The sequence below is a fragment of the Arthrobacter sp. NPDC058127 genome, from assembly GCF_042884555.1.
GTDB lineage: Bacteria > Actinomycetota > Actinomycetes > Actinomycetales > Micrococcaceae > Arthrobacter.
Genome location: NZ_JBHVTT010000021.1, coordinates 1 through 15,642, shown reverse-complemented (window position 1 = coordinate 15,642; position 15,642 = coordinate 1). Strand labels below are relative to the sequence as shown.

Here is a 15,642-nt window from a genome sequence, read left to right as displayed (position 1 = left end):
CCGAAGGTCTGCGGGCATGTCTTCTAGCCTAAGGGCGAAATGTGAATGAATCATCCGCCAAAGTCCGGCTAGCCGAGGTTGTTTCGAAGCTGTTATCTGCTGTGACAGAATTTGTTGCCTAGCTCTCACCTTCTCTTCCAGATAGGGCTTCAATGCCACTCGATCCGGCCCGCCTCCGACTCGGCGCTTGCCCTTGTTTGTCCGGGGAGCAGTACACCGAGTGCTGTGGACGCTTCCACCGCGGAGACGCCGACGCGCCTACGGCAGAACAGCTCATGCGTTCGCGCTACTCGGCCTTTGTGGTCCTCGACAGCGATTACCTTTTGCGCACGTGGCACCCGGACACCAGGCCTGCCGTGCTGGACCTGGACCCGGACATTGAATGGCGCCGGCTGGACATTCTGGCGACGCGCCAAGGCGGTCCCTTGGACACGGACGGGACGGTCGAGTTCGCGGCGCACTACCGGTCCGACGGCGAACGTGGAGTCCAGCGCGAAAACAGCCGCTTCCTGCGGATCGACCGGCGCTGGTACTACCTAGACGGCGACGTCGGCTAGCGGTACTTCCTGTGAAGGCTCTCCTTCGACGAGGCGCCGGGGGTGGCGTCGGCGATCCACGGGCCCGTCCCTTCGGATTGGTCAAGGATTCCGGCCTCAAGCCACGCATAGTCACCTGCGAGGACGTTCGAGGACAACTCATGATCGACGTCGTCGGTGTTCCGCCACAACTGATCGAAGTATCCGTCCACGCGAATCCGGGCCTGCTCGCAGTAGGCCTCGGCAAGTTCGTACGCCGCCGCACCTTGTTCCGGTGCGGTCTGCAGCAGCATCTCAGCCCGCGAGCAGCACGCTGCCATGGCAAACAACTCGGCCCCGATATCCACAATCCTGCCGAGGAACGCTTGTTTGTATTCAAGCTTCGCCTGCCAGCGGCCCATCCCGTAGAACGTCTGCCGGGCGAGCCGGCGCGAAGCCCGCTCGACATACCTCAGTTGCTTCGCGAGACGCCCGAACTCACTGTAGGACCGGGGGTCCAGGCCTGCTCCGGCCACGAGCTTAGGGAGCCATTTCGCGTAGAAACCTGAGGCGCCGACGGCGGCACGCGCCTTTTCCTGCAGCGTTGCGTCCGCTGAAGCGAGCTCGCCCGCGGCCGAAAGGTGGGCGTCGACGGCTTCGCGGGCGATGAGCAGGCGCATGATCTCGGACGAGCCTTCGAAGATCCGGTTGATGCGCATGTCCCTCAGCAGTTGCTCGGCGGCCACCGCCCGCTCCCCGCGGGCCTCCAAGGAATCCGCCGTCTCAAAGCCACGACCACCACGGATCTGCACCAGCTCATCGGCCACCGTGTAGCTCAGCTCAGTGGACCAAAGCTTGGCCAGCGCAGCCTCGATTCGCACGTCCTTCTGACCGGCATCGGCCATCTCGGCAGAAAGTTCAAAGACGGCTTCAAGGGCAAAGGTGGTGGCGGCGATGAACGCGATCTTCTTGCCGACGGCCTCGTGTTTTCCGACCGGACGGCCCCATTGGGTGCGGGCGTTGGACCATTCCCGGGCGATCTTCAATGACCATTTGCCCGCAGCCACGCACAGTCCGGGGATGGAGAGACGGCCAGTGTTGAGGGTGGTGAGCGCGATCTTGAGCCCTTGGCCCTCCCGGCCGAGCCTGTTGGCTGCCGGTACGCGGACCTGGTGGAACCGCGTCACGCCGTTCTCGATGCCGCGCAGGCCCATGAAGGCGTTGCGGTTCTCCACGGTGATGCCGGGCGAGTTCATCTCCACAACGAACGCCGTGATCCCGCCCTTGAGTAACGTGCCGTCGGATGCGGTACGGGCAGGAACAACCGCCATGACCACCACCAGTTCGGCGATCACGCCGTTGGTAGTCCAAAGTTTGACGCCGTCCAAAAGGTAAGACTCGCCGTCGTCGCTTGGCACTGCGGTGCAGCCCATCCGGGCGGGGTCGCTGCCGACGTCGGGCTCTGTCAGCAAGAAGGCCGTAATGGCGCCGGCGGCGCAACGCGGCAAGTACTCCTGCTTTTGCTCGGGCGTGCCGAACACTTTGACCGGCTCCGGGACGCCGATGGACTGGTGGGCCGAAAGCAACGCGCCAAGGCTCGGATGGACTGATCCCAAAAGCGCCAGCGCCCTGCCGTAATACACCAGCGACAGGCCCAAACCGCCGTACTCGCGCGGAATCTTCATGCCGAAAACGCCTAATTCGGTGAGGCCCGCGAGGTATTCGTCCGGGATCTTGGCGTCGCGTTCGATCATACGGCCGGACATGGTGCCGCAGAACTCCGTCAGCTTCGCCATGAACTCTTCGCCGCGCTCGACGTCTTCAGCCCTTGCCTGGGGCCAGGGATGGATCAGTCCAAGATCGAAGTCTCCCAGGTACAGCCCCTTGGCGAAACTCGGGCGGTTCCATTCGGTGTCGCGGGCGGCCTCTGCGACGGCGCGGGCTTCTGCGGCCGTGACGCCGTTGCTCTTGTTGTCAGTGGCGGAGGTCATGGGAGGACTCCTCTTGCCGGTTGTGCCGGTTTGAGCCCAGGATCCGCCTCGGGTGGCGGACCCTTCAGCTGTCCCTCAATGCTACCCGCGGGTAGGTACCCGTGCTAGGGGCCGTTTGCGATGGGAATTCCATCGGCAGTTCCACTTTTCCGGCCTGGTGCACCAACTGATCCCACGCAAAATTGATGCCGAGGACCAGCCCACCCAACACGTTCTTCACGGTGTACCAAGCGAGGCTTCCCGCTCCGATCAACGCAAGCGTGGCCATGGCGGCTACCGCGATGAAGGCTGCCAGAACCAGCCCAAGGATCAGTGTTCCCACGAAGACATAGATGCTGGTGTCTAAGGTCGTTAAGTCGAACTGCATTGGGTCCCCTCCGCAACGCTGCCAAAGCCGACGTCGGAGCGTCGACGTCGTTGGTGTCGACATTAGGGTCGGCATCGGCGGTTCAGCCAGCAACAACACCGGCGTCGGGCCTGTTGATACGCGATCGAAACCCTACCGGCAGGTAGATCACGGAAGGGTTGCGGCGCACCCTGCGTTAACCTTGTACGGGGCAGTTTTCGGGATTTCCGCTGCCAGAAGGTTCCGCGGCAGCTGAAGGAGAGTAAGTGTCCCGCTCAGCAATGTCCTCAGCCGACGCCATCAGTGCGCGGCTCAGGGACCTCGAACTCTTGACCAAAGGCCCTGCGTGGGCCCTCACTCGCTCGGCACCCTGGGTCATCGCGGTGCTCCAGGCATCCTTTACCCGAACAAGACCGCAGCTTCCGCTCGAAGAGTTCCATGCCGACGTCGACGCTTTCCTCGAGCAGCTCCGCAGGCAGGATCCCGGGCTTGGCGGCCAGGGGAGCGGCAAGGCCTTCGCCGACGAATGGACCCGCAAGCAGTTCCTGACCCGTCGCGGCCAGTCCGGCCAGATCGTCTACGAAATCACCGAGGCCGCCGCAAGAGTCCTGGCATTCCTGGACAGCCTGTCCAGCGAACGCTCCACGCTCAATGGTTCCCGGCTAGGAACGCTGCTGGGCGACGTCGAAAAGCTCGCCAACGAGACGAACCCGGACCAAAGCGCCCGTTTGGAATCCCTTGAAGAGGAGATCCAAGAGCGCCAGCAGTTGATAGAAGACATCAGTTCCGGCGACTTCGACGGTCTTTTGGACGATGAGCAAGCCGTCGAAGCAGCCGGGAACATCCTGGACCTTGCGGCGAGCCTGCCGGCAGACTACAAGAAGATGCGCGACCGCATCGAGGAACTGGTCGGCGAGCTCCGCAACCAGATCATCGAGGAGTCGCTCAGCAAGGGCGCCACCATGGCGCAGGTCCTGGAGGCGGACAAGCGCCTACGGCAGAGCCCCGAAGGCCGCACGTTCCGCTCCTTCACGGCGTTCCTTGAGGACCCGCAGCAACAGTTGCGGTTCCGTTCGGCAATCGGTGACGTGTTGAGCCGCCAATTTGCCGACGAACTCAGCCATGAGGACCGGGAAACCCTCAAGAACCTCGTGGCGGAACTGCGCACCCAGCACAGCCAGATCCAGCGGATCTACGGCCGGTTGTCCGAGAGCCTGAATAACTACATCCAGAGCGACGACATCCGCCAGTCCGTCAGGCTGCGGGAGGTCCTGCGCGAAGCCGAACAGGCTATCCGTTCCATGCCCTACGAACGCGACCGTCCCGGCCTGGTCCGCGGTCCGGTGTTGTTCAATGCGGGATTCGAATCGCTCGCCATGGTCAAGCTCTTCGATCCGGATGAGTTTGCGGCACCGCCAAAGCTGGCCGACCCCATCGCCTTCAGCGATTCGGACCGCGTGCGTTCGCTGCGCTCCGCGAAAGCAAGGCCCGACGTCGTCCGCTCGGCAATGGCGGGTGCCTCGACACTGGCGGGGGCTTGGGCGAACCTCCCGGAGGAAGAACGGCACATCAACACGGTCCGGGCCCTCCTGTCCGAAGCGCTGCACGGTGGTGCGGCGTTCGACCGGGCCGCTTGGGAAAACATCGACTTCGAACAAATCGATGGCAGTACACGCACCGCGTACCTGCCGCTCGTGACCCTGACTAAGGATTCCGATGACTGACGCCCACCCCACCGAGCATGCCCCCTCTTCGGAGCAAGGAGCGGACATAACGCAGCATGTCCAGTCCGATCCGTTCCGCGTCACGCCCCGCGACACGTTTGTCGACGGCGCGGCGCTGTTCCCGGGCGACACCGGCGTGCTGCCCATGAAGGTCCGGCAGGCCCTCGTGCGGCTGCTCAAGGGCCCCTATGTCGACGGCGGTCGCGACGAAAAGCTCTGGACTACCCTTTTGGATAACCAAGTGATCCTCCGCAGCCGACTTTCGGAGCTCTTCCTGAGCATGCAGCTCGACCACGAACGCAAGATCGCGGTGCTCCGGCCCGTCGATCCCGAAGCTATCGGAGGAAGCGCCCGCTCAAGCATCCTTCGCCAACAACGCGCGTTGAGCCGTGTGGAAACCATCGTCCTACTGCGCCTGAGGCTCCTTCTCGACCGCCATGTCACGGCCCAGACGGACCCGGTGATCTCTCGCGAAGAAATCGCCGAACTCGTGGCGCACTACCAACCATCCGGCCAACAAGATGCCCTCCGCGACACCGACGTCGTGAACCGCACCATAACGAAACTCCTGGCCCGCCAACTCCTCCTGGCCACGGGCATCGAAGACACGTTCGCGATCTCCAAGGCCCTCCCTCTGGCTCTCCCCTTCGAAAACATCGGCGACATCCCAGCCCAAATCGAAGCCCTGATCGCCGTAGCGGCCGACGAATCAGGCACGGAACCCCTCATCGAACTAACAGACCCGGACGACGACGGCGACCCGTCCGACGACGCCGACGCCGACGCCGGGGAAGAGGACGGCTCGGTGACTGACCGCAGCGGTGACAAACACGCCGCAGCGGTGGATGCCGGCCCGGGAGTGGCATCTAAGGCACTGGCCGAGGGCCCCGACGCGAGCTTGCGAGTGTTGGGTAGGCCACTGCCGCTTCCGGAGCCGGCAGCATCGTCCGGAGGACGAATGCTGTCCGGCGAAGGGGCGGAGCCGGCATCCACCGCGGAGGCAAACGCAACCACAACTGACGCAACCACAACACCCAAGACCATCAAGGAGGCAGCCAAATGACCATTGCGACGATGCTTCCGATCGGCGAACTCACCAACCCGGGCCAGATGCGCCTAGCCTTGGTCCAGGTGGTCAACTGGGGCACGTTCCATGGCGCCCACACGATGCACGTGGACCGCAACGGCACGCTGCTGACAGGAAATTCGGGAGTCGGCAAGTCGACGTTGTTCGATGCGATGTTGCGCGTCTTCGATGCCCGTCCGCGCTCCAATGAGGCTGCCGCGCAGCGCGCTGGCGGGGCTGTGGAGGACAAGAGGACCACGTTCACGTACATGCGTGGAAAAGTGGGCGACAAGGCCGTGGGCGAGGGTTCGGCCAGTGCCTTCCAGCGCCCGGGTGCCACGTGGTCCGCCGTCGCCCTGACGTTCGACAATGCGGTCGGCACCAAGATCACCATCTCGGCCCTCTTCGACCTGCCCAAGAACGGCACGGAGTCCAGCGTCGGCCGGTTCTACGTCATTGACAACAAGCCCTTGGATCTCGGCGCCATTGAGGGCATCGCGGAGAAGCGCTTCACGAAGGGCGCGCTGGAGACCATATTCCCGGACGCCCAGATCTTCGATGTGCACAAGGCCTTTGCGGAGCGTTTCCGCCGGCTTCTCGGCATCAACTCGGACCAGGCGCTCCCGCTTTTGCGTGTGATCCAGGCCGGTAAGGGGCTCGGCGGCAGCGTCAACACGTTCTTCCGCGACCAGGTGCTCGACGCGCCCGCGACGCTCACTGCTGCGGACGACGTCGTCGAGGAATTCAGCAACCTCATGTCCATCAGGCAGCGGCTGGAGGACGTCCGCCAGCAGCGCGACCAGCTGGCCCCCGTGCCCGGGATGAACAAGGAGTATGCCCAGTCGTTGCTGGAGGCCAACCGGCTCCGGGAGCTCAGCGGCGAGGAATTCGACGCGTACAAGCAGCAGCTCTCGGTCACGGTCCACGCCAAGACCTTGGCCCGTTTCAAGGACCTTGCCCAGGCGAAAGCCAAGGAACTCAGCGCCGAGCGGGCCGTGCGGGACGCGCTCGCCAAGGAGCTTCGCCAGCTCGAATCGGATTACAACAACCAGGGCGGGAACGCGATTTCGGCGATCGAGCAGTCGCTTGAAAACGCCCGGGTCGGCCTCAAGCTCCGGCAGCAGGTGGAGGAGTCGGCCCGCCAAGCATTGGCCGACGCCGGACTCAACCTTGAGTGGACGGCTGAGGGGTGGGAGCAGGCCCACGAGCAGGCAGCGAGCCGCTCTGCCGAGCTCAAGGACGATTCCGAAGCGCTGCGGGAACTCCGCTTCGAAGCTTTCGACGGCCACGCGACCAAGAAACGCGAACTCGCCGCGGCCCAGCAGGAGCTCGTCTCGCTGAAGACGCGCAAGTCTTTGCTGCCGCCGTCGAGCATTGAAAACCGCGCCGCGATCGCCGCAGCCACTGGCGTTCCCGAGGACCGCATGCCCTTTGGAGGCGAGCTGATAGACCTCGCCGAGGGGGAGGAACAGTGGCGGCCCGCGGCCGAGCGCGCCTTGCGGAACCTCGCCACGACGCTGCTGGTTCCAGGCGAGCACTTCGCCGCCGTCACGCGCTACCTGAACGACAACACCGTCCGCGGCGCGCTGCGGGCAGTGGACGTCTCCAAACCGCTCGCGGGCGGCGCTTTGGCTGTGGAGGACGTGTCCGACGGCGACCTGCTGACCAAGCTGAACATCCTCACCTTGGGGGCGAGGGGCGACTCCGTCGTAGAGGCAGCTGAATGGATCCGCGAGCGGATCGCCCTCGATTTCGCCTACCCGTGCGTGGAAGATCCGGACGAGCTCGCGAAGCTGGACAAGGGCCTGAGCCTGGGCGGTGTGGTCAAGCGCAACAGGCACACAGTGGAGAAGGACGATCGCTTCACGAGCCGGCAGGACTACGTTCTCGGTTTCGACAATGCTTCCAAGCTGGAGCTTGTGGCCGCGAAGGTCGGCGAGCTCGAAAACGAGCTTCTGAAGGCCGCCGAACTCGCCCAAAGCCGCGAGGATTCGCACCAAGGCATGACTCGGCAGCTCGAAGCGTTGCGCCGCATCGCCGACGACGAACGTGGCTGGGAACAGGTCTCCGCAGCGGTGGCGGCCGAGGAGCTCGCGAAGATCGAACAGCGGCTCAAGGACGCCTTGGCCGCGCAGGCCGACTTGGAACCCTTGCGTGCAAACATCGAGGCCGTACGCGAAAGGCACCAGTCCTCCACAGGGTCGGCGGCGGTTTTGCAGAGCGAATACAAGACGCTCGACCAGCAGATGACCACGGCTGACGCCCTCCTCGATGCCGCGCGCAAGCGCCTTGACCAGGCGCCGCCGTCGGGCGCTACTGTCACCGCCCTCGAGCCGTACTTCAGCGCATTCGGCGAGGTTGGCGAGCTCCACGAACTCGACACCCTGGCTGCCGAAGTTCGGAGCAAGCTCTTGGCGGAACTGCATGCCGCCGAGTCGCGCGGGCAGGCGTTGGCCGAGCGGCTGACGCGGATGTTCGAAGGATTCGTGCGCGAATGGGGCACCGCCATTTCCGCGGACCACGGCACCTCGATCGGTGCTGCGGGGGAGTTCGAGTCCCGTTACCACCAGATCGTCAGCGAAGGGTTGCCCGCGCAGGAAGCCGAATTCCGGCAGTTCTTCAACCAACGCACGCACGAATCGTTCAGCACCTTGCTGCACTTGCTCGACGAGGAACGTCGCGCGATCACGAGCCGCATCCTGCCGCTCAACGGCATTTTGTCCGAGGTCAACTTCCATGAGGGCAGCTTCCTCGAACTCGATATCAAGCAGACCCTGCCCGGCACTGCGAAGCAGTTCAAGGACGCTATCCACAACGCGTTGAAGACCCGACACACCCGGCCCTCGCGTGCGGCGGGTGCCACTTCGGGTGCCGGAGCCTCGACGGAGGCGGACGACGACGTCGAACTCACCAACCGTTACAAGTCGCTCGAAACCCTGGTCAAGCGGCTCGGCTCGCAGACCCCTGAGGACCGGCGCTGGCGTGCTGAGGTGCTGGATGTCCGCGGGCACCTTTTCATCCAGTGCAAGGAGCACCGCTCCGTCCAAGGCCCGCGGGGTGGCAAGAAGACCGAGGTGTACATGCACGCAGACACCGGATCGATGTCCGGTGGCGAGCGGCAGCGCTTCACGGCGTTCATCATGGCGGCGGCCCTGAGTTACCAGTTGGGCATCGCCGAGCAAGGTTTCACGACTTACGGAACGGTGATGATGGACGAGGCCTTCGTCCTGGCGTCGGAGGAGTTCGCCGGGGCGGGCATCAAGGCGCTGCACGAGTTCGGCTTCCAGTTGTTGCTGGCCGCGCCCGAAAATGTCATCGACCTGTCCCGGCATCTTGGTTCGGTTACGGAAATCCTGCGCGATAAGCGAACCAACCGTTCCGGCGTGCTCACGGCTCCCGTGATCGGCGCCCCGGGCCTGCCGGGTGAATGGCGTTCCGAGGCCAACCCCGTGGACATCGTGCTCCGCTAGCCCCGACGCCCGCTCACCTATCGCCGGTTTTCCCGGGACGCTCGCTCACCTATGTCCGGTTTCCGGCCGACGCTCGCTCACATGAGGTGAGCGAGCGTCCGCCGGCGGACCGGCTACTTTCCTTGGACCCGCCCCAGGAACTTGGCGGTCCGGGACTGTAGCCCGGCGATTTGGCGAACGACGACGGCGGCCGGGTCGGGATTGATCTCATTCGCTGGGGGCTCCTTCCGGACGTTGGCGCAGCAGCCGAATTCTGCACAGATCAACGTCCCCACGGTGTTGCCGTCGCGACCCGATTGGCCCGCGCGCTTGGCAACCCAAAGATAGACATCGTCCTTGGAAAACACGTCGCGGCACAGTTCGCAAAGGACCGAGCGCTTCTTGCCGGAGCCTCCCTCGGGTGCGCGCAGCATGATGCCAGTGAGGGAATCATCGTTCGGGAGGACGAGGTAGCCCTGCATGGGCATCTTTTCGTCGCGCCAGCCAAGGAATTCGAGGTTGGCCCAGTCGAGGGAATCAAAGTCCTTCGGGAGGCTGAGTTTGGCGGCCTCCGAGCGGCTCGCATTGATGAATGCGGAACGGATTTGTTGAGCGGTGATTTTCTGCACGGCAAAGTTCTTTCAGATCGTGTGGGCTCCGAAGAGCAAGGACGCTGGCGTCTGGCGATCCGAGGGCACGGCAAAGGAACCTTAGCGTGCTTCTAGTGCAGGGGCGGCGGGGTTAGTTCCCCTGACCGCCGAGCGGGATGGCCGACGCAGAGGGGGCTGCAAAGCAGGCCAAAACGGCCACCTCGCAAACCATGGCAGCGCCAACGTGTGTAGTGCGCATGCTCATCCTCTCGATCTTCGCCGCTTTCACGGCCTTGGGCAGTTCGTTGAATCAACCGGCTCTGTCATCTTTGCAAATGCGGTACCCGGTGTCCAAAAGATCCCGTGCGTTCTAGTCGCGGCGAGCCCTGACGCCCGCTCACTTTTGGGGCATTTACTGACGACGGTCGCTCACTAGATGTGAGCGACCGTCCGCGTTTTGGCCGCGATACGTGAGCGAGCATCGGGGGCTCAAGCAAAGCGAATTAATTACGCGACGCAAACGTTTCGTAATTATTCGAAGGGTAGGCTAGCCTTACTTAGGTTTGCATCACTTACCTAAGGAGTCCCGTGGCTTCCCGCCCCTCACGCCGTGCCCTGCTGAAGACCGCAGGTGCAGCGACCGCAGCCCTTGCCGCCGTCGCACTGTCACTCACCGCTTGCTCGACCGGCTCAACAACCGCCAGTTCTGCGACAACGCCGGCCTCCAGCGGCCAGTTCCCGGTCACTATCAAGAACGTCTTCGGTGAGACCACCATCAAGTCGCAACCGCAACGCGTGGTAACCGTCTCGTGGGTCAACGACGACGTCGCCTTGGCTCTCGGCGTCGTGCCCGTCGGGGTCCCGAAAAACGAATGGGGCAACAACGGCAAGGGTTCCACCCCCTGGAAGGACGCCGCGCTTGAGAAGTTGGGTGCCGGCTTTGGCACCGCGAAGGCGCCAGCCCAGTTCTCCGAGGCCGACGGCATCAACTTCACGGAGATCGCCAAGCTGGCACCGGACGTCATCCTTGCCGCCTATTCCGGCCTGACCGAGGCGGACTACAAGAAGCTCTCCGAAATTGCCCCCGTGGTGGCGCAGCCCGAACTCGCGTATGGCACGTCGTGGCAGGATGCGACCACCATCATCGGCAAGGCCCTCGGAAAAACCCCGGAGGCAGCCAAGCTCGTCTCGGACACGGAAGCCACCATCAAGAACAAGGTTTCGGCGTTCCCGCAGCTCGCCGGCAAGTCGTTCATCTACGGCAACCTTGAGCCTGCGAAGGGCGACGGCGTCAACGTCTACACAGCCAACGACAACCGACCGCGTTTCCTCTCCGAAATCGGCATGACGCTCGCCCCCGTGGTGCAGAACGCCAGCAAGGGCTCCAAGGAATTCTTCGTTCCGTGGTCCGCTGAAAAGGCCAACGAACTCTCCTCGGACGTCTTCGTGACGTGGGTGCCGGATTCCAAGACCACTGACCAGATCAAGCAGGACCCCCTGCTGGGCCAGATCCCCGCCATCAAGAAGGGCGCCCTGGTCGCCGACTCCGACAACACCCTCACCCTGGCGATTTCCGCATCCTCGCCCCTGAGCCTGCCGTGGGCACTGGACATGTTCCTGCCCCAGCTCGCCAAGGGCGCCGACGCGGCCGCCAAGTAGCGATACGCCTGACATGACACAGAGCACGACGACGGCGGGCCCACCTTCCGCGGGCGGAACTGCGCGCGAACTGGCAGCTCATGACCGTCAAATCGCCTCCAAAGGGCAACACCTGCCAGTTCGCGCGAAGGCCGGGCCCGACGTCGGGGGCCGGGGACGCGGCAACCGCGCCACCTGGCTGGTGGCCGCCGTCGTCGTGCTTGCGCTTGTCTGTGCGGCCTCGCTCGCGATCGGTGCCAGGGACATGTCCATTGAAACCGTCTGGCAGGCACTCACACAGTTCAATCCCGATGACGGCAACCACGCGGTGGTCCACACCCGCATTCCACGCACGGTGCTCGGCCTCGTCGCGGGAGCTGCCCTCGGCCTTGCGGGCGCCGCGATGCAGGGGGTCTCCAGGAACCCCCTGGCGGATCCGGGCATCATGGGCGTCAACGCGGGGGCGGCACTGGCCGTGGTCGCCGGGATCTACCTTTTCGGTATCTCGGGGGCGAGCGGCTACATTTGGTTCGCTTTCGTTGGCGCCGCCGCGGCCGCCGTCGTCGTCTATCTGATTGCGTTGATGGGACGGGACGGTGCGACGCCGGTGAAGCTCGCTTTAGCGGGGGCGGCGCTGAGCGCGGGACTCTACTCGCTGATGAACGTCATCTTGGTTTCGAGCCAGGACACCCTGGACCGCTTCCGTTTCTGGCAGGTGGGTGGAATCGCCGGCAACGACTGGTCGGCGGTGTTGACCGGGCTGCCGTTCCTGCTGCTTGGGGCGTTGATCATGCTGGGCAGCGGCCGGATCCTCAACAGCCTGGCCCTCGGTGACGACGTTGCCCGCGGACTCGGCCAGAATGTGGTGCTGGCCAGGGGCGTCACCGCGCTCGGAATCGTGCTGCTCTGCGGATCGGCCACGGCGTTGGCTGGTCCCATCGGATTCGTCGGACTCGTGGTTCCACATGCCGTGCGCTTCTTTACGGGCCCGGACTACCGCTGGATCCTGCCGTTCTCGATGGTTCTCGCACCGGCACTCCTGCTGGTTTCGGACGTGATCGGCCGCGTGGTGCTACTGCCGGGCGAAGTCCCCGCGGGAATCATGACGGCAATCGTCGGTGCTCCCGTCTTCGTGTGGCTCGTCCGCCGGGGCAAAGGGGCCTCGCTATGAACCCCCGCAGCAGGACAGCACTCCTTGGTGCCGGCGTCGTGGTCCTCTTTGCGGTGACCGTGCTCCTTGGCAGCTACAGGGTCACCATCCCCGATTTCTTCAGGATAATTGCGGTCCAGCTGGCGGGCGGCGAGAAGATCCCGGGCGCAAGCTTCATCGTCATGGAGAACAAACTGCCAAGGGCCGTGCTCGGAATCTTGATCGGTGTCGCGTTCGGCCTCTCGGGCGGGCTCTTCCAGACCATGCTCCGCAATCCCCTCGCAAGCCCCGACGTCATCGGCATCAGTTACGGTGCGAGCGCCGCGGCAGTCCTGGCCATTGTCGTGTTCGGCGCGTCCGGTGCCGCCGTGTCCGCAGCCGCGCTCGCTGGTGCGATCGGCGTCGCGCTTGTCATCTACGCCATTTCGCGCGGCGGCTCGGGCGGCAGGAGCGCGAACGCGGCAGGCAACCGACTGATCCTGGCCGGAGTAGGTATCGCCGCCGCATTGGGGGCGGTGGTGAACTTCCTCATGACCCGGGCGGACATCCGGACAGCCTCCGAGGCCCTCATTTGGCTCAACGGTTCCCTGAATTCAGCCAATTGGGAGCGCGTGGGCGTCCTCCTCGCTTCGCTCGCGGTGCTCGTTCCCGCCCTGGCCCTCCTCGCCGGACCGCTGCGCATGCTCGAACTCGGGGACGACGCCGCGGCCGGACTGGGAATCCGCGTGAACGCCGTACGTTTCGGACTGGTGATCACCGCCGTCGCGCTCGCAGCAGTGGCGACGGCGGCTGCCGGGCCGGTTGCCTTCGTCGCCTTCCTTGCCGGGCCGATCGCGCGGCGGGTTGTCGGGTGGCCCAGCCTCCCGGCGTCGGCGTTCACTGGCGCCTGGATCGTCCTCGCGGCCGACTATTTCGCGTACAACGTGGCACCCCTGATTCTGGCCGGTACCGTCCTGCCGGTCGGCGTCATTACCGGCGCCCTCGGTGCTCCATTCCTGCTGTGGCTCCTGGCCACGTCCAACCGAAAGGAAGCCTGACATGGCACAACTGAGCGCACGCGGCTTGACGCTCCAATACGAGCAGCGAAGGGTGGTCGAAGGACTCTCGACGCATATCCCCGAAGGCAAAGTGACCATGATCGTGGGCGCCAACGCCTGCGGAAAATCCACCTTGCTCCGAGGGCTCTCCAGGCTCTTGAAGCCGAGCACCGGCGTCGTCACCTTGGATGGCAAGGACATCCACTCCCGCCCGGCCCGCGAACTCGCCCGTACGCTCGGCCTCCTTCCGCAGCACCCCCTCGCCCCGGACGGCATCACCGTCCGCGAACTCGTGGGCCGCGGACGGTATCCGCACCAAGGATTCTTCCGCAGTTGGAGGACTGGTGACCTGTCGTTGCATGATCTCGCGGTACAGCGCGCACTCGAGACCACTTCTACTCTTGAGCTTGCTGAACGGAACATCGATGAATTGTCCGGCGGGCAACGCCAAAGGGTATGGATCGCCATGGCCCTGGCACAGGAGACGGACGTCCTGCTCCTCGACGAGCCCACCACCTACCTTGACCTGGCACACCAAGTGGAGGTGCTGGACCTGGTCACCGATCTGAACCGCAGCCGCGGAACCACCGTGGCCATCGTGTTGCACGACCTCAACCTGGCCGCGCGCTACGCGGACCACGTCATCGCCATGAAGGCAGGGGCAATCGTCGCCGAAGGGCCCGCACTCGCAGTGGTCACCGAGGACCTGGTTCGCGAAGTTTTTGGCTTGGAGGCCCGGGTGGTTCCGGATCCAATTTCGGGCACCCCGCTCATTCTCCCGATCGGCCGCCACCACACCGCCGCTCCCGCAACACCCCTCGAATTGGAGTTCGCATCATGAATGCAGACGCCGCTGTGCGGAACGCCATCACGGAGCCGATGACCCTGGCGTTCGCCGTTACCGTCACCGCCGTCGAGGATCTAGGGCCCAATTTCCGGCGCATCACCTTCGGGGGATATTGCCTGCGCGGATTCGGGGTTTCGGGGAACACCCTGGACCTGCGCATCAAACTCATGATTCCCTCGCTCGACGGCGACAGTCGCCCACTGCCGTTGCCCGCCTTCAACACGGGCGACGCCGGTTGGTACCAAGAGTGGTTGGCGATGGATTCCGCGGTGCGCGGATCGATGCGGACCTACACGGTGCGGAACGAGAGGCTCGACGCCGTTTACCCGGAAATCGACGTCGACTTCGTGATGCACTTCGACGACGACGACGGCGGCGGTGGTGGTGGCACCCGCGGCGCTAGCGGCGGCGCGGCGCGGCCCGGCGTCGACGGCGGTGCGGCTCACCTGACAGGCGGCCCTGCGGCCAACTGGGCGCTCGCCGCGAAACCGGGGGATTCGATCACCATCATCGGCCCTAACAACCGGGCAGCCCACTGCGTCACCGCCGAAACATACTCCGGCATCGAATGGCGTCCCGGCTTGGCGCAACGGGTCCTCCTTGCCGGCGACGAAACAGCAGTCCCCGCCATCGGCGCGATCCTGGAGTCCCTGCCCGCGGAAATCACAGGGCATGCCTTCCTTGAGGTACCCGAGGCCGGCGATTTCCAGGATCTCGCCACAGACGCCGCCATCGAAATCACGTGGCTCGCGCGCGGCGCGGCGCTCGGCCGGTCCCGACCCCACGGTGAGTTGCTCAAGGAAGCCGTCCGCGGAGCTGTACCCGTCCCGGGGTGGGTTGGCATCGTCTCGCTCGACGGCGCCGCCGGCCCCGAGCCCGAAGACGTCAACGTTGACCAGGACATCTTGTGGGAAACGCCGCTGCGGATGGACACGGCCGCGATCGAAGCGAGCCGCAACCCGGGCCTTCCCGCTGGCGCTTTGCCGTTCTACGCCTGGATAGCAGGCGAGGCAGGGGTCATCAAAGAGCTACGCCGGTATCTTGTCCGGGATGTGGGGATCGACCGGAAGCAGGTGGCGTTCATGGGCTACTGGCGCAAGGGGAAAGCCGAACTCTGACCTGCCCCTCCGACGCTCGCTCACGTATATCGTCCTTTTCCCCGACGCTCGCTCACGTATGCGGCCGAAAGCGGGAACGCTCGAAAGTTGTCAAGCTGTGTGGAGTCACTGGGCTGGTTTTTGGGGTGTTTTGGTCTGCGGGAGGTTGATCCCGGCGTGTGTGGCGGGGGC

The 15,642-nt window shown here is 64.5% G+C and carries 11 protein-coding genes and 1 pseudogene; 9 read left to right on the top strand and 3 right to left on the bottom strand.

All coding sequences use genetic code 11. The features are described 5' to 3' along the window. The first annotated feature begins 152 nt into the window (after positions 1-152). On the top strand, positions 153-557 hold the full coding sequence (locus tag ACFVTG_RS20915) for a YchJ family protein (RefSeq protein ID WP_390282753.1): 405 nt from the start codon (positions 153-155) through the stop codon (positions 555-557). On the opposite strand, the gene ACFVTG_RS20910 is transcribed toward ACFVTG_RS20915, so the two are convergent. Together ACFVTG_RS20910 and ACFVTG_RS20905 are read right to left on the bottom strand one after the other, a co-directional pair. After that, positions 554-2,506: an acyl-CoA dehydrogenase family protein gene (locus tag ACFVTG_RS20910; protein ID WP_390282752.1), complete on the bottom strand. Its 1,953-nt coding sequence runs from the start codon at positions 2,504-2,506 to the stop codon at positions 554-556. The genes ACFVTG_RS20915 and ACFVTG_RS20910 overlap by 4 nt on opposite strands. A gap of 64 nt (positions 2,507-2,570) precedes the next feature. Then, positions 2,571-2,873 (bottom strand): hypothetical protein, encoded by a 303-nt coding sequence (locus ACFVTG_RS20905; protein WP_390282751.1) that lies wholly within the window; start codon positions 2,871-2,873, stop codon positions 2,571-2,573. 245 nt (positions 2,874-3,118) lie between these two features. Between ACFVTG_RS20905 and ACFVTG_RS20900 the strand changes: the two genes are divergently transcribed. From ACFVTG_RS20900 to ACFVTG_RS20890, 3 genes and pseudogenes are all read left to right on the top strand, one after another. Further along, complete coding sequence (locus ACFVTG_RS20900) at positions 3,119-4,576, top strand: DUF3375 family protein (protein ID WP_390282750.1); 1,458 nt, start codon at positions 3,119-3,121, stop codon at positions 4,574-4,576. A 70-nt stretch (positions 4,577-4,646) separates the two neighbouring features. Beyond that, positions 4,647-5,381, top strand: a pseudogene (locus ACFVTG_RS20895) (DUF4194 domain-containing protein); the annotation flags it as partial. 254 nt (positions 5,382-5,635) lie between these two features. After that, a complete protein-coding gene (locus tag ACFVTG_RS20890; RefSeq protein WP_390282749.1) occupies positions 5,636-9,112 on the top strand; it encodes an ATP-binding protein in 3,477 nt (1,158 codons plus the stop codon). A 113-nt stretch (positions 9,113-9,225) separates the two neighbouring features. Here ACFVTG_RS20890 and ACFVTG_RS20885 read toward each other — a convergent pair whose 3' ends face one another. Further along, the gene (locus tag ACFVTG_RS20885; RefSeq protein ID WP_390282748.1) at positions 9,226-9,720 is read right to left on the bottom strand and encodes an FBP domain-containing protein; all 495 of its coding nucleotides are present in this window, start codon (positions 9,718-9,720) and stop codon (positions 9,226-9,228) included. A gap of 549 nt (positions 9,721-10,269) precedes the next feature. On the opposite strand from ACFVTG_RS20885, the gene ACFVTG_RS20880 reads away from it, so the two are divergent. Genes ACFVTG_RS20880 through ACFVTG_RS20860 form a run of 5 tightly spaced genes read left to right on the top strand, consistent with a single transcriptional unit; the run spans position 10,270 to position 15,471 of the window. Next, positions 10,270-11,340: an iron-siderophore ABC transporter substrate-binding protein gene (locus tag ACFVTG_RS20880; RefSeq protein ID WP_390282747.1), complete on the top strand. Its 1,071-nt coding sequence runs from the start codon at positions 10,270-10,272 to the stop codon at positions 11,338-11,340. A 13-nt stretch (positions 11,341-11,353) separates the two neighbouring features. Beyond that, positions 11,354-12,490 carry a FecCD family ABC transporter permease gene (locus ACFVTG_RS20875; protein ID WP_390282746.1) on the top strand — a complete coding sequence of 379 codons (1,137 nt, stop codon included), beginning with the start codon at positions 11,354-11,356 and terminating at the stop codon, positions 12,488-12,490. Continuing rightward, positions 12,487-13,506: a FecCD family ABC transporter permease gene (locus ACFVTG_RS20870; RefSeq protein ID WP_390282745.1), complete on the top strand. Its 1,020-nt coding sequence runs from the start codon at positions 12,487-12,489 to the stop codon at positions 13,504-13,506. Before ACFVTG_RS20875 ends, ACFVTG_RS20870 begins: the two co-directional genes overlap by 4 nt. 1 nt (position 13,507) lies before the next feature. Further along, positions 13,508-14,347 carry an ABC transporter ATP-binding protein gene (locus ACFVTG_RS20865; protein ID WP_284755736.1) on the top strand — a complete coding sequence of 280 codons (840 nt, stop codon included), beginning with the start codon at positions 13,508-13,510 and terminating at the stop codon, positions 14,345-14,347. Further along, the gene (locus ACFVTG_RS20860) at positions 14,344-15,471 is read left to right on the top strand and encodes a siderophore-interacting protein (protein WP_390282744.1); all 1,128 of its coding nucleotides are present in this window, start codon (positions 14,344-14,346) and stop codon (positions 15,469-15,471) included. Before ACFVTG_RS20865 ends, ACFVTG_RS20860 begins: the two co-directional genes overlap by 4 nt. Positions 15,472-15,642 lie beyond the last annotated feature (171 nt).